Below are 22,639 nucleotides of genomic sequence, written 5' to 3'. Positions count from 1 at the left end.
CTGATGAGCTGATAATCTTGTTTCAGTATGATAAGTTTGAAAAAGAAAGAGGACGAGCCATATGCTAAAAGGGAAAAAGATACTTTTATGTGTAACAGGAGGCATTGCGGTCTTTAAAGCGGCTGCGTTAACGAGTAAATTGACACAATCTGGTGCTATTGTAAAAGTAATGATGAGTGAGTCGGCAATGAAATTTGTTACACCTCTTACATTCCAAGCGCTTTCTCGCCATGATGTATATACGGATACATTCGATGAGAAAGACTCAGCTGTTATTGCTCATATCGATTTAGCAGATTGGGCAGATGTTGTACTTGTTGCACCTGCTACAGCCAATTGTATTGGAAAGTTAGCTAACGGTATTGCAGATGATATGATTACAACTACTTTGTTAGCTACTACAGCCCCAGTGTGGATTGCACCTGCTATGAATGTGCATATGTATGAAAATAAAATTGTTCAAAAAAATATGATGACGTTAAAAACGTTAGGGTATACATTTATTGAGCCCGGAGAAGGTTTTTTAGCGTGTGGTTATGTAGCGAAAGGAAGATTAGAAGAACCTGAAGCGATTATCGCACGGTTAGAAGAGGCTTTTTCAGAACAAAAACCATTACATGGAAAAAGAATATTAATAACTGCTGGTCCAACGCGTGAAAAGATTGATCCAGTTCGTTTTATGACCAATTTTTCTTCTGGAAAAATGGGATATGCGATTGCGGAAGTGGCAGCGAACTTAGGTGCTGACGTCATACTCGTTTCGGGACCGACAGCATTACATCCACCATTACATGTAACTACGGTGCAAGTGGAATCTGCGCAAGATATGTTAGAGGCGGTTATTCAACATTATGAAGACGTAGATGTTGTTATTAAAACAGCAGCAGTTGCAGATTATCGCCCGAAATACGTTCATGATAATAAAATGAAAAAGAAAAATGGCGATGCTGTAATTGAACTTGAGAGAACAGTAGATATTTTAAAAACGTTAGGTGAGATGAAGGACAAACAGTTACTTATCGGTTTTGCGGCTGAAACGACAAACGTAGAGGAATATGCAACGAAAAAATTACGTGAGAAAAATGCGAATATGATTGTTGCAAACGACGTAAAGGCGCAAGGAGCTGGATTTGGTACAGATACGAACATTGTAACAATGTATAGAAAAGATGGAGAAGTTATAGAGTTGCCACTTTTAACGAAGAAAGAGGTTGCTCGTGAAATATTAAAGCAAATTGAAATGATGTTAGAAGATGATCGTCTATGAAATTTGCAAGTGTAATTGTTGATGTACCTGCACGTCAGACAGATCGACCATTTGATTATATTATCCCTAAAAAATGGGAAGATATTGTCCAGACAGGCATGCGTGTAGTAGTTCCGTTTGGCCCAAGGAAATTGCAAGGTTTTATTATTGGGATTAAAGATTCGGTTGAAGTAGAAAGTAAGAAGTTAAAGACAATCCATGAAATTTTAGATGTAACACCCGTTTTAAATGAAGAGTTGTTAAAGCTAGGGTATTGGCTTACAAGTGAAACGTTATGTTATATGATTTCAGCTTTTCAAGTTATGCTTCCAACGGCGATAAAAGCAACATATAAAAAACGTCTACAGCTTCGCAAACAAGAAGAAGTAGCACCTGAACTACTGTTTTTATTTCAGGACAAAGAAGCGATAGATTGGGAAGCGATTGAGACGCAGCCACATCTATACCGCACGATTCAACAAGAAATTAAACATGGCACGATTGAAGTTGTTTATCAAGTAAAAGATAAAGTACAAAAGAAGAAACAAAGAATCGTTCAACCGGAGTTGCCAGAAGATAAATTGGAATTAGCAGCATTTGAACTGAAAAGTAAAAAACAACAAGATGTACTCTATTATTTTGTGGAAAATTATAAAAGTGTGCCGTTGAAAGTAATAACAGAAGAGTTGCAAATAACAGATGCTCCAATTAAAGCACTTGTTAAAAAGGGGCTACTCTCAGAAAAGTATGTGGAAGTGTACCGAAATCCGTATGACGATGACGATTTTGAACAAACGAAACCATTCCCACTTACTGAGGAACAAAAGCAAGTTATTACACCAATTTTATCATCAATTACAAATGAAACTTACAATCCATTTTTACTATATGGTGTTACAGGAAGCGGAAAAACAGAAGTATATTTACAATCTATAGCAGCGGTGCTCGAGAAAGGAAAAGAAGCTATTGTACTTGTTCCTGAAATTGCACTAACGCCTCAGATGGTAGATCGTTTTAAAGGTAGATTTGGCTCGCAAGTTGCAGTTCTTCATAGTGCGCTGTCTGTTGGAGAAAAATATGATGAATGGCGTAAGATTTTAAGAAAAGAAGTGAAAGTCGTAGTTGGTGCACGCTCAGCTGTATTTGCTCCTTTTGAAAATTTAGGGATTATTATTATTGATGAGGAACATGAATCGAGCTATAAGCAAGAAGATAATCCGAGGTATCATGCAAGGGATGTAGCTGTATGGAGGGGACAATATCATAAATGTCCTATCGTTCTTGGTAGTGCAACACCGACGCTTGAATCGTTTGCAAGAGCGAAAAAAGGGGTGTATGAATTACTGACGATGGAAAAACGTATGAACGAACAAGCTTTACCGACAGTAGAGATTGTTGATATGCGTGAAGAACTTCGTGACGGGAATCGCTCCATGTTTTCAAAGGCGCTGCATGAAAAAATAGCAGATCGGTTAGAAAAGAAAGAACAAATGGTGCTCTTTTTAAATAGAAGGGGGCATTCTACATTTGTTATGTGCCGTGATTGCGGGTACGTTGTACAATGTCCGCATTGTGATATCTCGCTGACATATCATAAAATGAACCATCGTTTAAAATGCCATTATTGCAGTTATGAAGAAAATATGCCGACTGCGTGTCCTGCTTGTCAAAGTACATACATTCGTTTCTTTGGTACAGGTACGCAAAAGGTAGAAGAAGAAATTACAAAACTATTTCCAGAGGCACGAGTCATTCGAATGGATGTAGATACGACGAGTCGTAAAGGGATGCATGAGAAATTATTAAAGGCGTTCGGGGAAGAAAAAGCAGATATATTACTTGGAACACAAATGATTGCAAAAGGGTTAGATTTTCCGAAAGTAACGCTTGTTGGTGTTTTAACTGCTGATACGATGCTTCATTTACCTGATTTTCGGGCGAGTGAAAAGACTTATCAGTTATTGACGCAAGTAAGTGGGCGAGCAGGCCGACATGAATTGCCAGGGGAAGTTATCATTCAAACGTATACGCCAGAACATTACAGTATAGAGTTAGCAAAGAACCAACAATATGATGTGTTTTTTGACCAAGAAATGCAAATGAGACGAACGAGACAATATCCACCTTATTACTATGTTGTACTTGTGACGGTATCTCATCCGGAATTATTAAAGGCGGTACAAGTGACGGAAAAAATTGTCGGTCATTTACGGTCGCACTGTTCGCAGCAAACAATGGTGTTAGGACCGGTTGCTTCAGCAATTCCAAGGATAAAAGATAGATATCGTTATCAATGCATGATAAAATACAAACGGGAACCAAACTTAAAGAACGTGCTCAAAATGGTAAATGAACATTATCAAGCAGAAATGCAAAAAGAGCTACAAATCTCAATTGATTTTAATCCAACAATGTTAATGTAGCGGAGGGAAATATGGCAGTTTTAGAAATAGTAAAGCATCCAAATGAAGTGTTAGAAACACCGTGTGAAAGAGTAATTAACTTTGATAAAAAGTTAGTGAAATTGTTGAAAGATATGCATGAAACAATGTTAATTGCGGACGGAGTTGGTTTAGCTGCGCCTCAAGTAGGGGTAAGCTTGCAAGTGGCGGTAGTTGATATCGGTGATGATACTGGGAAAATTGAGTTAATCAATCCATCGATATTAGAAAAACGTGGTGAACAAGTAGGTCCCGAAGGCTGTTTAAGCTTCCCGGGACTTTATGGTGAAGTGGAACGTGCGGATTATATTAAAGTGCGTGCGCAAAATCGCAGAGGTAAAGTATTTTTATTAGAAGCAGAAGGGTTTTTAGCGCGTGCAATTCAACATGAAATCGATCATTTACACGGTGTGTTATTTACATCGAAAGTGACAAGATATTATGAGGAAAACGAATTAGAATAGGTATTAAAAGGAGCGGTTTTTAAATGATAAAAGTAGTATTTATGGGAACACCGGACTTTTCAGTGCCGGTGCTTCGTCGTCTTATTGAAGATGGCTATGATGTAATAGGTGTTGTGACGCAACCAGATCGTCCGGTAGGCAGAAAGAAAGTATTAACACCTACACCTGTTAAAGTGGAAGCAGAAAAACATGGTATTCCAGTGTTACAACCGTTAAGAATTCGTGAAAAAGACGAATATGAAAAAGTACTGGCATTAGAGCCGGATTTAATTGTAACAGCTGCGTTCGGTCAAATTGTACCAAATGAAATTTTAGAAGCACCGAAGTATGGATGTATTAACGTCCACGCTTCTTTACTTCCTGAACTTCGTGGTGGTGCACCAATCCATTATGCAATTATGGAAGGGAAAGAAAAAACAGGTATTACAATTATGTATATGGTAGAAAAATTGGATGCTGGTGATATTTTAACGCAAGTAGAAGTGGAAATTGAAGAGCGTGAAACGACAGGCTCGTTATTTGATAAGTTAAGTGAAGCAGGGGCACATCTTTTATCTAAAACAGTACCTTTACTAATTCAAGGTAAGTTAGAACCAATTAAACAAAGCGAGGAAGAAGTAACGTTTGCATATAATATAAAACGTGAGCAAGAGAAAATTGATTGGACAAAAACAGGTGAAGAAGTATACAATCACATTCGCGGATTGAATCCATGGCCAGTTGCTTATACAACTTTAGCAGGACAAGTTGTTAAAGTATGGTGGGGAGAAAAAGTACCTGTAACGAAATCAGCTGAAGCAGGTACGATTGTTGCAATTGAAGAAGATGGTTTCGTTGTAGCAACTGGTAATGAAACGGGTGTTAAAGTTACAGAATTGCAACCTTCTGGTAAAAAGCGTATGAGTTGTTCGCAATTTTTACGTGGCACAAAACCTGAAATTGGAACGAAGTTAGGAGAAAATGCATGAGACAAAATGTTCGTGAATTAGCTCTTGATGGTTTAATTCAAGTAGAAAAAAGTGGTGCATACAGTAACTTACTTTTAAATAATCTAATTGAAAAAAGTACAATTGATAGAAAAGATATTGGTTTATTAACTGAAATTGTATATGGAACAATTCAACGTCGTGACACATTAGATTATTATTTACAGCCTTTTTTAAAAAAGAAGGTTGAAGCGTGGGTAAGAGTATTGCTTCGCTTATCTTTATATCAAATGATTTATTTAGACCGAGTGCCCGAAAGAGCGGCTATTCATGAAGCAGTTGAGATTGCAAAGCGTCGCGGGCATAAAGGAATTGCTGGTATGGTGAACGGTGTATTACGTTCGATTCAAAGAGAAGGTGTACCTTCTGTAGATGAAATCAAAGATCCAGTAGAACGCTTGGCAATTGCAACAAGTCATCCAGTTTGGCTTGTCCAAGAATGGGCTTCAGAATATGGTTTAGAAACTGCTGAGAAAATGTGTGAAGTGAACATGTTACCGCCTGTACCAACAGCGCGTGTAAATGTTGATAAAATAACAGTAGAAGAAGCAATTACATTATTAGCTAGTGAAGGTATAGAAGCGAAGCGTGGCGATTTATCAGATGATGCAATTCAAATTGAAAAAGGAAATGTAGCGCACACAGATGCGTTTAAAAAAGGTTTTCTTTCTATTCAAGATGAAAGTTCTATGCTGGTAGCACGTGCCTTAGAACCAGATGAGGGAGATGTAGTTCTTGATAGTTGTGCTGCTCCAGGTGGAAAAACAACGCATATTGCAGAGCGATTAAAAGGAACTGGTCAAGTCATGTCCCTTGATTTACATGCGCACAAAGTACGTTTAATTAAACAACAAGCAGAGCGACTTGGTCTAGGAAATGTCGAAACAAAGGCATTAGATGCTAGAAAAGTACAAGAACACTTTGCAAATGAAACGTTTGATAAAATATTAGTAGATGCCCCATGTTCTGGATTTGGTGTAATTAGACGTAAGCCTGATATTAAGTTAGGTAAAGATAAAGGCGATAGTGAAAGATTATCGACGATTCAACTTGCAATACTAGAAAAAATCGCACCGTTATTAAAACAAGGTGGTCGCCTTGTTTATAGTACGTGTACAATTGAGAAAATAGAAAATGAACAAGTAATAGAACGATTTTTACAAGAGCATCCTGAGTTCGAGTGGGATACTACGATAAAAGAGCGTATGCCAGAAAAGCTAAGTCCGTATATTGATGAAGGTCAAGTACAAATTTTACCGCATTATTTTGCAACAGATGGCTTTTATATTGCTTGTTTAAGGAAGAAGGTGTAGCATCGTGGAAACGACTGTGAGAAAACAAAAGAAAAATTTAGAAACGAAAAAACCATCAATTTACTCTTTACAACTTCATGAAATGCAAGATTGGTTAAAGGAGCAAGGAGAACCAAAGTTCCGTGCTGGACAAATTTTTGATTGGTTATATAAAAAACGTGTAAAAAATTATGAGGATATGTCAAACCTTTCTAAAGGATTGCGTGAAAAATTGTCGAATTCCTTTGATATTACTACTTTAAATACGTTAGTAAAACAAACGTCTTCGGATGGAACAATTAAATTCTTATTCCAATTATATGATGGATATTCTATTGAAACGGTATTAATGCGACATGAATATGGAAATTCCATTTGTGTAACAACACAAGTAGGTTGTCGTATTGGGTGTACGTTCTGTGCTTCAACGCTTGGCGGTTTAAAGCGAAACTTAGAAGCTGGAGAAATTGTAGCACAAGTAGTAGAAGTGCAACGTGCACTTGATGAATCAGAAGAACGTGTAAGTTCTCTTGTCGTTATGGGAATTGGAGAACCATTTGATAACTACGATAATTTAATGGGATTCTTACGCATCATTAACCATGAAAAAGGACTTCATATTGGTGCGAGACATATGACAGTTTCGACAAGTGGAATCATCCCGAAAATTTATAAGTTCGCTGAAGAAGATTTACAAATTAATTTTGCGATTTCACTGCATGCTCCAAACTCAGAATTACGTTCAAAATTAATGCCGATTAACCGTGCTTATAAGCTACCAGATTTGATGGAAGCTATTAAATACTATGTAAATAGAACAGGGCGTCGTATTACTTTTGAATATGGACTATTTGGAGGCGAAAATGACCAAGTTGAGCACGCTGAAGAGCTTGCTGCGCTCTTGAAAGGTGTAAAATGTCATGTGAACTTAATTCCGGTAAACTACGTACCTGAACGTGATTATGTACGTACGCCACGTGAACAAATTTTCTTATTTGAAAAAACGTTAAAAGATCGTGGAGTAAATGTAACGATTCGCCGTGAACAAGGTCATGATATTGATGCAGCCTGCGGTCAGTTGCGTGCGAAGGAGCGCAAAGAAGAGACGAGGTGACGAGATGAAAGCCGTGTTTCTATCAGATAAAGGAAAAGTTCGTCAACATAATGAAGATAGTGCAGGAGTTTTTCACAATTTAGATGGAAATATTTTAGCGGTAGTAGCAGATGGAATGGGAGGTCATCGAGCTGGTGATGTAGCTAGCTCGATGACCATTCAATTATTCCATGATTATTGGAAGCAAACGCATAATATGAACGAGCCAAAAAAAGTAGAAGAGTGGTTACATACTAGCGTTGGGATTATTAATGAGCGTATATATGAATACTCTAAGCAACATGTAGAATGTAACGGGATGGGAACAACACTTATAATAGCGATTTGTACACCAAATTTTGTGACGATAGGTCATATAGGAGATAGTCGTTGTTATATGGTATCAGAGGGGGAAATCTCGCTTGTAACGGAAGATCACTCACTTGTCAATGAACTTGTGAGACATGGTGAAATTTCAAAAGAAGACGCAGAATATCACCCGAAAAAGAATGTTTTGTTAAGGGCATTAGGAACAGAAGAGAAAGTCGGATTAGATGTGAAAACATTAGTGCTAGAGGAAGATGATCAGTTACTTCTTTGCTCTGATGGACTATCTAACAAAGTTTCTATTGCTGATATGCAACAAGTTTTACAGTTAAATGAACAGCTAGAAACTAAGGGACAACGTCTCATTCAATTGGCGAATGATCGTGGCGGGGAAGATAATATCACCCTTGTTCTCATTGATTATGCGGGTTCGACAAACGAAAGTAGGTGAAGTGCAACGTGCTGATTGGAAAACGCTTAAATGACCGTTATAAGCTACTGAAAATGATTGGTGGCGGTGGAATGGCCAATGTGTATTTAGCTCATGATGATATACTAGGCCGAGATGTAGCGGTGAAAATATTAAGACTCGACTATTCAAATAACGAAGAGTTTATTAAACGTTTCCATCGAGAAGCGCAGTCTGTTACAACGTTGTCGCATCCAAATATTGTGAATATGTATGATGTCGGAGAAGAAGATGGTATATATTATCTTGTAATGGAGTATGTACCAGGACAAACATTGAAGCAATACATAATTGAGAGAGGGATGTTACCGATAGGAGAAGCTCTTGATATTATGGAGCAGTTAACATCCGCCATGGCACATGCCCATCATTTTGAAATTGTGCACCGCGATATTAAACCGCACAATATTTTAATTCGAGCTGATGGAGTAATAAAAGTAACAGATTTTGGAATTGCGACAGCTACAAGTGCAACAACAATTACACATACAAATTCAGTACTCGGTTCGGTGCATTATTTATCACCAGAACAAGCGCGCGGCGGGATAGCAAATAAACAATCAGATATTTATTCCCTAGGGATTGTTATGTTTGAGTTGTTAACAGGAAGACAACCGTTTTCTGGTGAATCTGCTGTTGCTATAGCTTTAAAACATTTACAAAGTGAAATTCCGTCTCCGAGAAGATGGAATGAACATATTCCGCAAAGTGTCGAAAATATTATATTAAAGGCAACTGCGAAAGATCCGTTTCATCGATATCAATCTGCCAATGCGATGAAACGAGATATTGAAACTGCGCTATATCCAGAGAGGATAAATGAGCAGCCATTTTACATACCGGAAGATATGGAAGCGACAAAAGCGATTCCGATTATTCAACAAGAACAATTATTCGAAAATGTTACTGATGAAACAATTGTTTTAACAGGAAGTAAAGTGGATGAACAGACAAGAAAAGAAGAAACGGATTTAAATAAGAAGAAAAAACGAAGTAATAAATGGCTCAAAATTTTAATTACAACATTTTTACTTTTAGCGATCGGAATAACGTTAGCCCTTACTGTTATTCCAGGATTCTTTATTCCAAAAGATGTAAAAGTCCCTGATGTGTCTGGTATGAAATATACGACTGCAGTAAATACATTAGTTGAAAAGGGTTTTGAGGTTACGGAACCTAATATTGTATATACAGATGATGTAGAGGTCGGTGGTGTTCTAAAAACAGACCCCGCGGCCGGAAGAGTCGTGAAAGAGAACTCTAAAATTACTATCTATCAATCGGGTGGGAAAAAGAAAAATAAGATGAGTGATCTCACAGGAAAAGATTTTGAGAGCATAAGGTCTGAATTAGAAGAAAAATATAAACAAGTTACAATAAATTATATTGAAAATGATAGACCAAAAGGTGAAATCGTTGAGCAAATTCCGACGCCGGATCAAATGGTAGTAGAGGCGGAACAAGACTTGAAAATTTGGGTAAGTAAGGGTCCATATCAAATTAGACCAGGTGACTTTTCAGGATGGACTGAAAATAGTGTCAATGGTTATTTGAATGAGAGGAAACTAACTCCAGATATAAAACGAGAGTATTCTGATACTGTTGATAAAGGACTTGTAATTTCGCAATCTCCAAAACCAGGAACGCCGTTAAAAGAAGGAGATAAAGTGACGATTGTCATCTCAGAAGGTCCTAAGCCGAAAGTAACGAAAACAGTGAAAGTAGATAATATTTCTATTCCGTATGAGTCTTCTATAATAGGTGAGAAAAAACCGCAAACGATAGAAATTTATAAAGAAGATATGCAACAAAAAATGGATAGACCAATTGAAACTAGAACAATTTCAGAGTCGGCAACTATTTCATTAGAATTTGTAATTCAAGAAGGTACAAAAGGACATTATAAAATTGTACGAGATGGTGTAACGATTATTGACAAAGAAGTACCATATCCAACTCAATAATAATGAATTCCATTTTCTTTTTAGAGAGAATGGAATGTATTACTTCTGCCTGTTATGCTGTCTACATATAGTGGACTGTATAACAGGCAAAAATATATGATTCAAAAAGATATAAAAGTGATACTGTTATAAATAATATTTTAAATTTGATGGTAGATTAAATATATTAATGTGTATATATGACGGGTTTTGAAATCTTTATTTAAAGAATGATAATCCATTCAATATGAATTACAGCTTCACTTTATACAGAATAAAGGAGAATTATATGCCAGAAGGAAAAATTGTAAAAGCTCTAAGTGGATTTTATTATGTGCAGCATGAAGAAGGGATTACACAATGTCGCGGGCGTGGTGTATTTAGAAAAAATAAAATTACACCACTGGTAGGAGACCAAGTTGTTTTTCAGGCTGATAATCCAAGTGAAGGATACGTGCTTGAAGTATTTGATCGAAAAAATGAACTTGTCAGGCCTCCTATTGCTAATGTTGATCAAGCAATTCTTGTTTTTTCAGCAGTAGAACCAGATTTTAATCCGGGACTGTTAGATCGATTTTTAGTGCTGATTGAATATCATAACATTAAGCCGATTATTTGCATTAGTAAGATGGATTTAGTGGATGAAAAAATGAGAGAGACTGTTGAATCTTATGCAAATGACTATCGTGAGATGGGATATGATGTATTATTTACTTCTATAAATACATCGGAAAGTATTGATATTTTAAAACCGTTCTTAGAAGGTTGTGTTTCCGTTGTTGCGGGACAATCTGGTGTTGGAAAATCTTCTATGCTTAACGTCTTACGTCCAGAATTAGAACTGAAAACGAATGATATTTCCTCACATTTAGGACGCGGGAAACATACGACAAGACACGTAGAATTAATTGCGATTGGAAGCGGACTAGTTGCAGATACACCTGGTTTTAGTTCACTCGATTTCATAGATATAGAGGTAGAAGATCTTACATATTGTTTTCCAGAGTTGAAAGAAGCGAGCCAATACTGTAAATTTAGAGGGTGTACACATCTTTCTGAACCGAAATGCGCTGTGAAGGCTGCGGTTGAAGAGGGGAAGATTACAGAATATCGTTATAAGAATTACAAACAATTTGTAGAAGAAATTAGAGAGAGAAAGCCGAGGTATTAGTTATGATTAAAATTGCACCATCGATCTTATCAGCAGATTTTTCAAAATTAGGGGAAGAGATTAAAGATGTAGAAAAAGGCGGAGCGGATTACATTCACGTCGATGTAATGGATGGACATTTCGTACCAAATATTACGATTGGACCATTAATTGTAGAAGCAATTCGTCCGATCACATCGTTACCGTTAGATGTACATTTAATGATTGAAAATCCTGATAACTATATCCCGACTTTCGCAAAAGCGGGAGCGGATATTATTACTGTTCATGTAGAGGCGTGCCCTCATTTACATCGTACAATTCAGTTAATTAAATCTCATGGCATTAAAGCAGGAGTTGTATTAAATCCGCATACGCCAGTTTCAGTGATTGAGCATGTATTAGAAGATATTGATATGGTATTACTTATGACAGTAAACCCTGGATTTGGTGGGCAGAAATTTATCCATTCTGTATTACCGAAAATTAAACAAGTTGCAGAAATGGTTAAAGAGCGCAATCTAGAAGTAGAAATTGAAGTTGATGGTGGTGTAAACGCTGAAACAGCAAGACTTTGTGTAGAAGCAGGAGCAAATGTACTTGTAGCTGGGTCAGCAGTATACAATCAAAAAGACCGCGGTGAAGCAATTCGTGTCATTCGTGGATAATGAATGAACGAGTCTTTATCCCAGTGAATCTTCTAGTGTAGTAAGTTTTCACTATTTATAAAGGATAGAGAAAAAATATGTAAAAAGGCAATCTACCGAATGGCAGATTGCCTTTTTACAATAGAAGGGGAAGGAAACATGATTATTCATATTTTAGCGGGAGGACCTGCGGAATATTGTGCAGATTTTTCTCCATATGAAAATGAGAAAGTAGTGTGGGCGGCAGTTGATAGAGGAGTATATCGTTTATTAAAAAGAGGTATTATTCCTGCTGTTGCGTTTGGAGATTATGACTCGGTTACTGAAGAAGAATTAGCATGGATGGGGCAACAAACAAATGATTTACATATTGTTCCTCGTGAAAAAGATCAAACGGATTTAGAAATTGCGATTAACTGGGCGTTAGAACAAAAGCCGGCACTCATTCGTATTTTTGGTGCTACTGGCGGAAGACTTGATCACGGTTTAGCGAATATACAAATGCTTTTAAAAGGATTAGAAGTAGGAATAGAGATGTGTATTGTAGACAATCAAAATGAAATAAGTGTAAAAAGAGTGGGTACACATATAATTGAAGAAAATAAAAATTTCCCTTATGTATCTTTTGTGCCTGTTACTGAAATAGTGGAAGGGATTACATTACTTGGTTTTAAATATCCTCTAACGAATAAAAAAATAGAGTGGGGATCAACACTTTGTATTAGTAATGAACTCGTTGAGGAAAAAGGTACTTTTTCATTTACTTCTGGCATATTAATGGTGATAAGAAGCACTGATTAAAGAAACAATTTTGCTCCTTACATCATATAGTGACCAAGTGGAGTAATGGGGATTAGGAGGGAAACCATGAGATTTTATACAATTAAGTTACCTAAATTTCTTGGTGGAATTGTTCGTGCCATGTTAAATACCTTCAAAAAAGATTAAAAAAAGCACCTATTACCGGTGCTTTTTCCATTGGTATAGTAAAAAAAGAGCCTAGCGGCTCTTTTTTTTATTATTAAACACGTTCGATTTTGCCAGATTTTAATGCTCTAGCAGAAACGTAAACACGTTGAACTTTTCCGTCGATGCGTACGCGAACTTTTTGAAGGTTAGCGCCCCACTTACGTTTTGTAGCGTTCATTGCGTGAGAACGAGAGTTACCAGAACGAGCTTTTCTTCCAGTAATAGCACAAACACGAGCCATTTATATTTCCCTCCCTTGATACCTTACCATACGTAATTTTTCAATGTTAGTCTTTTATGCGATGCTAAAAACACTACTATAATTTAACACAACTAAAAAGAGAATGCAACACTGTAGAAAAAAGAAATCAAGAAAAATTACTTGACACTATATGTCAATGAAGAAAAGTTGAAATCAAGAAAAATTGCTTGACATATTATAGTGATACATGTTGTATAATAACAATGGACTATTTTGCTCATCATAAAAAAGTGTAGTTTTCAACATAAAATATGAGAGTGAAAAAGAAAGAACGATGGAATTTTCTTTAAAAAGATTATATGATAGTAACTAAAGTAGTCTAACTCACTTTCACCATTTATGAAGGGGGAAAACGAGATGTCAATTGAAATTAAAACGAAGTACGGTCAAATTGATATTAGTACAGATGTAATTGCAACAATTGCTGGAGGTGCCGCGGTAGATTGCTACGGTATCGTAGGTATGGCATCAAAAAATCAGTTAAAAGATGGATTAACAGACATTTTACGAAAAGAAAATTTCACTAGAGGTGTTATTGTTCGTAAAGATGAAGATGAAGTACATATTGATATGTATATTATTGTGAGCTATGGTACGAAAATTTCAGAAGTAGCACATAACGTGCAGACGAAAGTGAAATATACATTAGATCAAACTGTAGGACTAGCAGTAGATTCTGTAAACATCTACGTACAAGGAGTTAAAGTAATAAACTTGTAATGTGCATTAAGGAGGAAAATCTGTGTCAATTCAAAAAATTGATGGAAAACGTTTATCACAAATGATCATTCAAGGAGCGAATAATTTAACAAATAATGTTCAGCTTGTTGATGCATTAAACGTATTTCCAGTTCCAGATGGCGATACCGGTACAAACATGAACTTATCTATGACTTCAGGCGCACGTGAAGTGAAAGCAAATCCTTCACAACATGCTGGTAAAGTCGGCGTAAGTTTAGCCAAAGGATTATTAATGGGAGCTCGTGGTAACTCTGGAGTTATTTTATCTCAGTTGTTCCGTGGTTTCTCGAAATCCATTGAACAAAAAGAAGAATTAACAACAGTTGATTTTGCTGCAGCTTTAGAAGCTGGAGTAGAGGCGGCTTACAAAGCGGTTATGAAACCGATTGAAGGAACGATTTTAACGGTTGCAAGAGAAACGGGTAAATATGCAGTAACAGTTGCGAAAAAACAGCGCGACTTTGTTTTGTTTATGGAAGACGTTGTGAAAGAAGCAAATGCATCGTTAAATCGTACGCCAGATTTATTACCTGTATTAAAACAAGTTGGCGTTGTAGATAGCGGTGGTAAAGGTCTTGTAGTAGTTTACGAAGGGTTTTTAGCTGACTTAAAAGGAGAAACGATTTCTTCTGATGCACCTGCCCAACCATCTATGAATGAAATGGTACGCGCAGAACATCACCGTAGTGTACAAAGCCAATTGAGTACAGAAGATATTAAGTATGGATATTGTACGGAGTTCATGGTGAAATTAGAAGCTGATAAAGTGAAAGAACATAATTTCTCTGAACAAAAATTCCGTGAAGATATTAGTGTGTATGGTGATTCACTACTAGTTGTATCTGATGATGAAATTGTAAAAGTTCATATCCATGCAGAGCATCCTGGAGACGCTATGAACTACGGACAACGTTACGGTAGTTTAATCAAGATTAAAGTAGAGAATATGCGTGAACAGCATACTGCTTTATTAGATGAGCCTGCTATGATGCCTGAGCCAACTAGCCAGCCTAAAGAGAAACAACCATATGGTATCGTAACTGTAGCTATGGGATCTGGTATTAAAACTTTATTTGAAAGCATTGGCGCGACGAAAGTTATCGAAGGTGGCCAAACGATGAATCCAAGTACTGAGGATATCGTGAAGGCGATTGAAGAAGCAAACGCTGAAAAAATCATTATTTTACCGAACAACGGGAATATCGTAATGGCAGCAGAACAAGCAGCGTCAGTTGTGGATCAAGAAGTGATTGTAGTTCGTTCAAAAACAGTTCCTCAAGGTATGGCTGCAATGTTAGCATTTAATCCAGTTGGAACGCTAGAGGAAAATGAAGAAAACATGAAAGAAGCTTTATCTCATGTGAAAACAGGTCAAATTACGTATGCTGTACGTGATACGGAAATTGATGGTGTGGCAATTCAAAAAGATGATTTCATGTGTATCGCAGATGGAAAAATCGTATCAACAAATGCTGAAAAAGTAGGAGCTGCGAAGCAATTACTAGAAGCACTAATTGATGAAGATTCTGAAATCGTAACGATTCTACAAGGTGAAGATGCAACTGATGAAGAAGTAGCTGAATTAGTTGAGTTTGTAGAAGAGAATTTTGAAGATGCAGAAGTAGAAGTACATGCTGGAAACCAACCGGTGTATTCTTTCATCTTCTCTGTAGAATAAGAAAAAAATTCGTTTTGAAAATAAATGGATTACTTACTTGCTAATGGATAATAAGTAGTAATATGAAGTTTATTACTAGTTTTTATTCAAAAGGCTAGCATATTGAAGATAAAAAAGAGCCTTGCTGCTAATAGTGAGGCTCTTTTCTTTCGTGTTGTTTATGAGGGATTTGAGTAGTTTCTCTTAGAATGCCTATGATAGAATATATAGGGTGAAAGAGAGCGATTACAGATGTCAATCATGTTAATGGATAATGAATCAAAAAATAATGTGACGGAGCGTGAGAATCTTGAATGAAGTTGTACAAGTTCCTGTTACGGATGTAAAGGGAATCGGAGGAGAAACATCTGAATTACTACACGAGATGGGAATTTATACAGTTTCTCATCTATTAGAACATTTTCCGTACCGTTATGAAGACTATGCGATGAAAGATCTTGCGGAAGTAAAGCATGATGAACGTGTAACAGTTGAGGGGAAAGTTCATAGTGCTCCTTTACTGCAATATTATGGGAAGAAGAAGTCGCGTCTTGCGGTTCGTGTCCTCGTAGGTCGTTATTTAATTACAGCTGTATGTTTTAATAGGCCGTACTATAAGCAGAAGTTAAATTTAGATGAAACGGTAACGATTACTGGTAAATGGGACCAGCATCGTCAAACGATTGCGGTATCAGAACTTCATTTTGGACCGGTTGTACGTCAACAAGAAGTGGAGCCTGTGTACTCAGTGAAAGGGAAACTTACAGTAAAACAGATGCGCCGTTTTATTGCACAAGCGTTAAAGGAGTATGGAGACTCTATAGTTGAAGTGTTACCAGATGGATTGCTAAGTCGGTATAAATTACTGCCACGTTATGAAGCGCTTCGGGCTTTGCACTTTCCAGCGGGGCAGGAAGACTTGAAGCAAGCGCGTCGCCGTTTTGTATATGAGGAGTTTTTCTTATTTCAGTTAAAAATGCAAACGTTACGAAAAATGGAGAGGGAAAATTCGAAAGGGACGAAAAAAGAAATTCCTTCAGAAGAATTGCAAGAGTTTATTGATGCACTTCCGTTTCCGTTAACTGGTGCGCAAAGCCGAGTTGTAGATGAAATTATGAAAGATATGACATCTCCTTATCGAATGAATCGTCTGTTGCAAGGTGATGTAGGTTCTGGTAAAACTGTGGTTGCTGCAATTGGTCTTTATGCAGCGAAATTAGCGCATTATCAAGGTGCTTTAATGGTTCCAACAGAAATTTTAGCAGAACAACATTATCAATCGCTTGCAGAGACGTTCTCGCACTTTGGTATGAAGGTTGAATTGTTAACAAGTTCAGTTAAAGGCGTGAGACGCCGAGAGATTTTGGCAAAATTAGAACAAGGAGAAATAGATATCCTTGTTGGAACGCATGCTTTAATTCAAGATGAAGTTATTTTTCATAGGTTAGGTCTCGTGATTACTGATGAACAACATCGATTTGGTGTAGCGCAGCGACGAGTTTTACGTGAGAAAGGTGAAAGTCCAGATGTATTATTTATGACAGCAACACCAATTCCACGTACGTTAGCAATTACTGCATTTGGAGAGATGGACGTTTCTATAATCGATGAGATGCCAGCTGGTAGAAAGGTAATTGAAACATACTGGGCAAAACATGACATGTTAGATCGTGTCCTCGGTTTCGTAGAGAAAGAGATAAAAAAAGGAAGACAAGCATATGTTATTTGTCCCCTTATTGAAGAATCTGAGAAACTTGATGTACAAAATGCAATTGACTTACATAGTATGCTGACTCATCATTATCAGGGGAAATGTCAAGTCGGATTAATGCATGGAAGATTATCATCTCAAGAAAAAGAAGAGATAATGGGGCAATTTAGTGAAAATAAAGTGCAAATTCTTGTGTCGACAACAGTTGTTGAAGTAGGTGTGAACGTACCGAATGCGACTGTAATGGTTATTTATGATGCAGAGCGTTTCGGTTTATCACAGCTTCATCAGTTAAGAGGACGTGTTGGGCGTGGTAGTGAACAATCGTATTGTTTATTAATAGCGGATCCAAAATCGGAAACGGGAAAAGAACGAATGCGTATTATGACCGAAACGAATGATGGATTTGTATTGTCGGAAAAAGATTTAGAGTTAAGAGGTCCTGGAGATTTCTTTGGGAGTAAGCAAAGTGGTTTACCAGAATTCAAGGTTGCTGATATGGTACATGATTATCGGGCGCTAGAAACAGCTAGACAAGATGCGGCGTTACTAGTAGATTCAGAAGCGTTTTGGCATAATGATCAATATGCGTCGTTGCGTACGTATCTTGACGGGACAGGTGTGTTCCAGGGAGAGAAGCTCGATTAAAGGGAGGCAACAAAAGTTTTTGTTGCATTCTACTTTTAATGATTATATACTACTGTTAGTACCTAGTCATAAAAATGGATGGTGCGGTATGAAAAAAAGAAGAAGTAAAAAAGAAAGACAAGAATTATTACAACAAACGATAGAAACGAATCCTTTTATTACGGATGAAGATTTAGCAGAAAAATTTCAAGTGAGTATACAAACCGTACGTCTTGATCGTATGGAATTGTCTATTCCTGAATTAAGAGAAAGAATTAAACATGTAGCTACAAAGCAACATGAAGAAGATGTGAAATCTTTACCGTTAGAAGAGGTTGTCGGAGAAATTATTGATATAGAATTAGATAGACATGCAATTTCTATCTTTGAAGTGAAGGTAGAACACGTATTTAAAAGGAATCAAATTGCCCGTGGGCATCATTTGTTTGCACAAGCAAACTCACTAGCTGTTGCAGTTATTGATGAAGAATTAGCTTTAACTGCAAAGTCTACCATTCGATACATTCGTCCTGTAAAATTAGGAGAGCGTGTTGTTGCAAAAGCGCGCGTGGAAGATGTAGAGAATGATAAAGGGCGGACGGTTGTCAAAGTGCGTAGCTTTGTTGGAGAAGAACTTGTTTTCACAGGCACTTTTGAAATGTATCGATCTAGTAATTATAGTGAGGAAGGTAACAACTTATGAAAATCGCAATAGATGCAATGGGCGGCGACCATGCTCCAAAGGCTGTCGTACTAGGAGCAATGAAAGCTATTAAGGAATATTCTGATTTACATATTACGTTAGTGGGGAAAGAAGAGGAAATTCGTCAATACTTAACGAGTGAAGAACGAATTACTATACTTCATACAGATGAAAAAATCGAATCGACAGATGAACCAGTAAGAGCGGTTCGTCGAAAAAAACAAGCTTCAATGGTACTTGCGGCGCAGCAAGTGAAAGACGGTGTAGCGGATGCTTGTATATCAGCTGGTAGTACAGGAGCTTTAATGGCGGCTGGATTGTTTGTTGTAGGTCGTATGGAGGGAATTGAGCGTCCAGCTTTATCCCCTACAATGCCAACTGTTGATGGAGAAGGTTTTGTTATGCTAGATGTTGGAGCGAACGTTGATGCAAAACCAATTCATTTATATCAATATGCAGTAATGGGATCTGTATATGCTGAGAAAGTAAGAGGAATTAAAAATCCTCGCGTTGGACTTTTAAACGTTGGAACAGAAGATGGTAAAGGTAACGAGCTTTCAAAACAAGTCTTTGCAATGCTTAAAGATGCCCCAATTAATTTCGTTGGGAACGTTGAATCAAGAGATTTATTGCAAGGTGTAGCAGATGTTGTTGTATGTGATGGTTTTACAGGGAATGTAGCACTGAAATCATTAGAAGGAACAGCACTTGCATTATTCTCTATGTTAAAAGAACAGTTAATGAGTTCGTTTACGAGCAAATTAGCAGCAGCGGTATTAAAGCCAAAACTTATGGTATTAAAAGATAAAATGGATTATTCGGAGTATGGAGGAGCGGCATTATTTGGATTGAAGGCTCCTGTCATTAAGGCTCACGGTTCTTCCAATGACCAATCGATATTTAGTGCGATTCGTCAGACGAGAGAAATGGTAGCGAAAGAAGTTATTCCTACTATTTCAAGCGTAATGGAGAAAGAGCCACTCCAATAAGAGGAGGATTTGAAATGGGAAAACTAGCATTTCTTTTTCCGGGCCAAGGTTCACAGGCAGTTGGAATGGGTAAACAGTTAGCAGAGAATAATAAAGAGGTTGCAAATGTATTTGCAAAAGCAGATGAGGTGTTGCAAGACTCACTTTCAGAAGTGATTTTTGAAGGGCCGCAGGAAAAGCTTACGTTAACAACAAATGCGCAACCTGCTTTATTAACAACGAGTTTTGCTATTTTGACAGCTTTAAAAGAGTATGATATTACACCAGACTTTGTCGCAGGGCATAGTTTAGGTGAGTATAGCGCTCTTGTAGCAGCAGGTGCATTAACTTTTGAGGATGCAGTATATGCTGTAAGGAAACGTGGGGAATATATGGAAGAAGCTGTTCCTAGCGGAGAAGGTGCAATGGCGGCTATTTTAGGTGCTGACCCACATATGCTGAAACAAGTTACAGAAGAAGTAACAAGTGAAGGATATGCAGTACAAATTGCTAATATGAATAGTACGAAGCAAATTGTGATTTCTGGAACAAAGCAAGGAGTCGAGATTGCTTCTCAAAGAGCGAAAGAAAATGGTGCAAAGAGAGCAATTCCGCTTAAAGTAAGTGGACCGTTCCACTCTGCGCTTATGAAGCCAGCGGCGGAGAAATTCCAAAGTGTCTTAAATGAAATTACAATTCAAGATACGAATATTCCGTTAATCGCAAATGTAACAGCAGACGTTATTACAAGTGGTGCGCATATTCAAGAAAAGCTAATCGAACAGCTCTATTCGCCTGTCTTATGGTACCCATCCATTGAATATATGGTGAGTCAAGGGGTAGATACATTTATTGAGATTGGACCTGGGAAAGTACTTGCTGGACTTATGAAGTCAATTGATTCATCAGTGAGAGCATACGCGATATACGATGAAGAGACATTACAAGATACCATTTCGAATTTGAGAGGAGAAAACTGATGTTAAAAGGGAAAGTAGCATTAGTAACGGGTGCTTCACGTGGAATTGGTCGTGCAATTGCGATTGATTTAGCAAAACAAGGGGCAAATGTTGTAGTAAATTATGCTGGTAACGAGCAAAAGGCAAATGAAGTAGTTGATGAAATAAAGAAATTAGGTTCGGATGCAATTGCAGTAAGAGCAGATGTTGCAAATGCTGAAGACGTTACAACTATGGTGAAACAAACTGTAGATGCATTTGGACAAGTTGATATTCTTGTGAATAATGCAGGGGTAACAAAAGATAATTTATTAATGCGTATGAAAGAAGAAGAATGGGATACAGTTATTAATACAAACCTAAAAGGTGTATTCTTATGTACAAAGGCAGTATCTCGATATATGATGCGTCAACGTCATGGACGTATTGTAAATATCGCTTCTGTTGTCGGAGTAACGGGAAACCCAGGCCAAGCAAACTATGTTGCTGCTAAAGCGGGTGTAATTGGATTAACAAAAACATCAGCAAAAGAGTTAGCGAGCCGTAATATTACTGTAAATGCAATTGCTCCTGGATTTATTGCGACAGATATGACAGACGTATTAGATGAAAATATAAAAGCTGAAATGTTAAAATTAATTCCTGCAGCTCAGTTTGGTGAGGCACAAGATATCGCGAATGCTGTAACGTTTTTTGCTTCTGATCAAAGCAAATATATTACAGGTCAAACGTTAAATGTTGATGGCGGTATGGTAATGTAATAAAAGAATCGATTTCAGCTAGTTTTTTTGGACAATATTTAATATAATATTTGAGGGGAGGTGAATGGAATGGCAGATGTTTTAGAGCGTGTAACAAAAATCATCGTTGATCGTTTAGGAGTAGAAGAAACAGAAGTAGTACCAGCTGCGAGCTTCAAGGAAGATTTAGGAGCAGACTCCCTAGATGTAGTAGAACTTGTAATGCAATTAGAAGACGAATTCGAAATGGAAATTTCTGATGAAGATGCTGAAAAGATTGCTACTGTTGGCGATGCTGTGACTTACATAGAGAGTCATCTATAATGCTTGAATGAAGTCCCGTTTTTTAGCGGGGCTTCTCGGCTTATATCTGGAGGGACCTATGCCGTACCGTAAATATAGAGAAAAAAAATACGAAACAAAATATCGTGAAGCGTTTAAAGTATTTCAAGAAAAGATAGGTATTACGTTTACAGATGAAAAATTATTGATTCAAGCATTTACGCATTCATCGTATGTGAATGAGCATCGAAAAAAACCGCATGAAGACAATGAGCGTCTCGAATTCCTTGGAGATGCAGTATTGGAACTTACTGTATCGCAGTATCTGTTTCAAAAATATCCGACAATGAGCGAAGGAGAGTTAACAAAACTACGTGCAGCTATTGTATGTGAACCATCTCTTGTTCGTTTTGCAAATGAGTTGTCATTTGGTAGCCTTGTTTTATTAGGAAAAGGTGAGGAAATGACAGGTGGACGTGAACGACCAGCTTTATTAGCGGATGTCTTTGAAGCGTTTATTGGTGCCCTTTATCTTGATCAAGGGCTAGAAACAGTATGGGGCTTCTTAAAAGAAATTGTATACCCTAAAATTAATGAAGGTGCTTTTTCTCATGTGATGGATTATAAGAGTCAATTACAAGAGTTGATTCAGCGTGATGGTAGTGGCAATATTGAGTATCAAATTTTGCAAGAAAAAGGCCCAGCCCACAATCGAGAATTTGTGTCACGTGTTACGTTAAATAACGTGGCTTTAGGACTTGGTAGTGGCAAGTCGAAAAAAGAAGCAGAGCAACAAGCTGCTGCAGAAGCGTTGAAAAAGTTAAAAGAACAACTATAAGGAATCCCCCTTTGAATGAGGGGGATTCCTTGTGCATAGAATGAAACTTTCCTTTCGTTTGTAAATGTAAGGAAATGAAATCCGTATAATCGTTTGTTTTTGTATAAACAACATTTATAGCAAC

At 37.3% G+C, this 22,639-nt stretch carries 22 protein-coding genes; 21 read left to right on the top strand and 1 reads right to left on the bottom strand.

Annotated features, from left to right (window positions below):
• The first annotated feature begins 61 nt into the window (after positions 1–61).
• The 12 genes from coaBC to spoVM all read left to right on the top strand — a co-directional run bounded on the left by coaBC (position 62) and on the right by spoVM (position 13,006).
• On the top strand, positions 62–1,267 hold the full coding sequence (gene coaBC, locus MKY00_RS18880; protein ID WP_000911756.1) for a bifunctional phosphopantothenoylcysteine decarboxylase/phosphopantothenate--cysteine ligase CoaBC: 1,206 nt from the start codon (positions 62–64) through the stop codon (positions 1,265–1,267).
• Positions 1,264–3,669, top strand: a complete 2,406-nt coding sequence (gene priA, locus MKY00_RS18875) for a primosomal protein N' (protein WP_016718312.1) — start codon at positions 1,264–1,266, stop codon at positions 3,667–3,669. The genes coaBC and priA overlap by 4 nt, the downstream gene beginning before the upstream one ends.
• A gap of 11 nt (positions 3,670–3,680) precedes the next feature.
• Complete coding sequence (def, locus tag MKY00_RS18870; RefSeq protein WP_000279468.1) at positions 3,681–4,151, top strand: peptide deformylase; 471 nt, start codon at positions 3,681–3,683, stop codon at positions 4,149–4,151.
• A 23-nt stretch (positions 4,152–4,174) separates the two neighbouring features.
• Entirely contained in the window at positions 4,175–5,119 is a 945-nt protein-coding gene (gene fmt, locus MKY00_RS18865) for a methionyl-tRNA formyltransferase (protein ID WP_016718311.1), read from the top strand.
• Positions 5,116–6,450 (top strand): 16S rRNA (cytosine(967)-C(5))-methyltransferase RsmB, encoded by a 1,335-nt coding sequence (rsmB, locus tag MKY00_RS18860; RefSeq protein ID WP_016718310.1) that lies wholly within the window; start codon positions 5,116–5,118, stop codon positions 6,448–6,450. The genes fmt and rsmB overlap by 4 nt, the downstream gene beginning before the upstream one ends.
• Before the next feature lie 4 nt (positions 6,451–6,454).
• Positions 6,455–7,543, top strand: coding sequence for a 23S rRNA (adenine(2503)-C(2))-methyltransferase RlmN (gene rlmN / locus MKY00_RS18855; RefSeq protein ID WP_000450543.1), 1,089 nt, complete (start codon positions 6,455–6,457; stop codon positions 7,541–7,543).
• Positions 7,544–7,547: 4 nt separating this feature from the next.
• Complete coding sequence (locus MKY00_RS18850; protein WP_000648696.1) at positions 7,548–8,300, top strand: Stp1/IreP family PP2C-type Ser/Thr phosphatase; 753 nt, start codon at positions 7,548–7,550, stop codon at positions 8,298–8,300.
• Positions 8,301–8,308: 8 nt separating this feature from the next.
• A complete protein-coding gene (prkC, locus tag MKY00_RS18845) occupies positions 8,309–10,282 on the top strand; it encodes a serine/threonine protein kinase PrkC (protein ID WP_016718309.1) in 1,974 nt (657 codons plus the stop codon).
• A gap of 268 nt (positions 10,283–10,550) precedes the next feature.
• A complete protein-coding gene (gene rsgA / locus MKY00_RS18840; protein ID WP_001113936.1) occupies positions 10,551–11,432 on the top strand; it encodes a ribosome small subunit-dependent GTPase A in 882 nt (293 codons plus the stop codon).
• A gap of 2 nt (positions 11,433–11,434) precedes the next feature.
• Positions 11,435–12,079, top strand: a complete 645-nt coding sequence (gene rpe / locus MKY00_RS18835) for a ribulose-phosphate 3-epimerase (protein ID WP_000589966.1) — start codon at positions 11,435–11,437, stop codon at positions 12,077–12,079.
• 99 nt (positions 12,080–12,178) lie between these two features.
• Positions 12,179–12,859: a thiamine diphosphokinase gene (locus MKY00_RS18830; RefSeq protein WP_029141182.1), complete on the top strand. Its 681-nt coding sequence runs from the start codon at positions 12,179–12,181 to the stop codon at positions 12,857–12,859.
• A gap of 66 nt (positions 12,860–12,925) precedes the next feature.
• A complete protein-coding gene (gene spoVM, locus MKY00_RS18825; RefSeq protein ID WP_001213599.1) occupies positions 12,926–13,006 on the top strand; it encodes a stage V sporulation protein SpoVM in 81 nt (26 codons plus the stop codon).
• A gap of 73 nt (positions 13,007–13,079) precedes the next feature.
• On the opposite strand, the gene rpmB is transcribed toward spoVM, so the two are convergent.
• On the bottom strand, positions 13,080–13,268 hold the full coding sequence (rpmB, locus tag MKY00_RS18820) for a 50S ribosomal protein L28 (RefSeq protein WP_000124776.1): 189 nt from the start codon (positions 13,266–13,268) through the stop codon (positions 13,080–13,082).
• Between the two features lie 378 nt (positions 13,269–13,646).
• On the opposite strand from rpmB, the gene MKY00_RS18815 reads away from it, so the two are divergent.
• The 9 genes from MKY00_RS18815 to rncS all read left to right on the top strand — a co-directional run bounded on the left by MKY00_RS18815 (position 13,647) and on the right by rncS (position 22,515).
• Positions 13,647–14,009: an Asp23/Gls24 family envelope stress response protein gene (locus MKY00_RS18815; RefSeq protein WP_000021109.1), complete on the top strand. Its 363-nt coding sequence runs from the start codon at positions 13,647–13,649 to the stop codon at positions 14,007–14,009.
• 22 nt (positions 14,010–14,031) lie between these two features.
• On the top strand, positions 14,032–15,708 hold the full coding sequence (locus MKY00_RS18810; protein WP_000027110.1) for a DAK2 domain-containing protein: 1,677 nt from the start codon (positions 14,032–14,034) through the stop codon (positions 15,706–15,708).
• A gap of 289 nt (positions 15,709–15,997) precedes the next feature.
• A complete protein-coding gene (recG, locus tag MKY00_RS18805; protein WP_016718308.1) occupies positions 15,998–18,046 on the top strand; it encodes an ATP-dependent DNA helicase RecG in 2,049 nt (682 codons plus the stop codon).
• 88 nt (positions 18,047–18,134) lie between these two features.
• Entirely contained in the window at positions 18,135–18,728 is a 594-nt protein-coding gene (gene fapR / locus MKY00_RS18800; RefSeq protein WP_000747352.1) for a transcription factor FapR, read from the top strand.
• On the top strand, positions 18,725–19,717 hold the full coding sequence (gene plsX / locus MKY00_RS18795; RefSeq protein WP_000684108.1) for a phosphate acyltransferase PlsX: 993 nt from the start codon (positions 18,725–18,727) through the stop codon (positions 19,715–19,717). Before fapR ends, plsX begins: the two co-directional genes overlap by 4 nt.
• A gap of 14 nt (positions 19,718–19,731) precedes the next feature.
• Positions 19,732–20,676 carry an ACP S-malonyltransferase gene (gene fabD / locus MKY00_RS18790; protein WP_016718307.1) on the top strand — a complete coding sequence of 315 codons (945 nt, stop codon included), beginning with the start codon at positions 19,732–19,734 and terminating at the stop codon, positions 20,674–20,676.
• Positions 20,676–21,416: a 3-oxoacyl-[acyl-carrier-protein] reductase gene (fabG, locus tag MKY00_RS18785; protein ID WP_016718306.1), complete on the top strand. Its 741-nt coding sequence runs from the start codon at positions 20,676–20,678 to the stop codon at positions 21,414–21,416. The genes fabD and fabG overlap by 1 nt, the downstream gene beginning before the upstream one ends.
• A gap of 69 nt (positions 21,417–21,485) precedes the next feature.
• On the top strand, positions 21,486–21,719 hold the full coding sequence (gene acpP / locus MKY00_RS18780; protein WP_000786062.1) for an acyl carrier protein: 234 nt from the start codon (positions 21,486–21,488) through the stop codon (positions 21,717–21,719).
• 58 nt (positions 21,720–21,777) lie between these two features.
• Entirely contained in the window at positions 21,778–22,515 is a 738-nt protein-coding gene (gene rncS / locus MKY00_RS18775) for a ribonuclease III (RefSeq protein ID WP_001146876.1), read from the top strand.
• The last annotated feature ends 124 nt before the right edge of the window (positions 22,516–22,639 follow it).

This window comes from Bacillus sp. FSL R9-9834 (assembly GCF_038006905.1).
Classification (GTDB): Bacteria; Bacillota; Bacilli; order Bacillales; family Bacillaceae_G; genus Bacillus_A; species Bacillus_A pacificus.
The sequence above is the reverse complement of the archived record's forward strand: the minus strand, read 5'-3'. Positions and strand labels throughout refer to the sequence as shown.

Coding starts and splice junctions, on each gene's coding strand:
- coaBC (WP_000911756.1), top strand. CDS start 62: ATGCTAAAAGGGAAAAAGATACTTTTATGTGTAACAGGAGGCATTGCG.
- priA (WP_016718312.1), top strand. CDS start 1,264: ATGAAATTTGCAAGTGTAATTGTTGATGTACCTGCACGTCAGACAGAT.
- def (WP_000279468.1), top strand. CDS start 3,681: ATGGCAGTTTTAGAAATAGTAAAGCATCCAAATGAAGTGTTAGAAACA.
- fmt (WP_016718311.1), top strand. CDS start 4,175: ATGATAAAAGTAGTATTTATGGGAACACCGGACTTTTCAGTGCCGGTG.
- rsmB (WP_016718310.1), top strand. CDS start 5,116: ATGAGACAAAATGTTCGTGAATTAGCTCTTGATGGTTTAATTCAAGTA.
- MKY00_RS18850 (WP_000648696.1), top strand. CDS start 7,548: ATGAAAGCCGTGTTTCTATCAGATAAAGGAAAAGTTCGTCAACATAAT.
- rsgA (WP_001113936.1), top strand. CDS start 10,551: ATGCCAGAAGGAAAAATTGTAAAAGCTCTAAGTGGATTTTATTATGTG.
- rpe (WP_000589966.1), top strand. CDS start 11,435: ATGATTAAAATTGCACCATCGATCTTATCAGCAGATTTTTCAAAATTA.
- MKY00_RS18830 (WP_029141182.1), top strand. CDS start 12,179: ATGGCAGATTGCCTTTTTACAATAGAAGGGGAAGGAAACATGATTATT.
- spoVM (WP_001213599.1), top strand. CDS start 12,926: ATGAGATTTTATACAATTAAGTTACCTAAATTTCTTGGTGGAATTGTT.
- rpmB (WP_000124776.1), bottom strand. CDS start 13,268: ATGGCTCGTGTTTGTGCTATTACTGGAAGAAAAGCTCGTTCTGGTAAC.
- MKY00_RS18815 (WP_000021109.1), top strand. CDS start 13,647: ATGTCAATTGAAATTAAAACGAAGTACGGTCAAATTGATATTAGTACA.
- fapR (WP_000747352.1), top strand. CDS start 18,135: ATGAAAAAAAGAAGAAGTAAAAAAGAAAGACAAGAATTATTACAACAA.
- plsX (WP_000684108.1), top strand. CDS start 18,725: ATGAAAATCGCAATAGATGCAATGGGCGGCGACCATGCTCCAAAGGCT.
- fabD (WP_016718307.1), top strand. CDS start 19,732: ATGGGAAAACTAGCATTTCTTTTTCCGGGCCAAGGTTCACAGGCAGTT.
- fabG (WP_016718306.1), top strand. CDS start 20,676: ATGTTAAAAGGGAAAGTAGCATTAGTAACGGGTGCTTCACGTGGAATT.
- acpP (WP_000786062.1), top strand. CDS start 21,486: ATGGCAGATGTTTTAGAGCGTGTAACAAAAATCATCGTTGATCGTTTA.
- rncS (WP_001146876.1), top strand. CDS start 21,778: ATGCCGTACCGTAAATATAGAGAAAAAAAATACGAAACAAAATATCGT.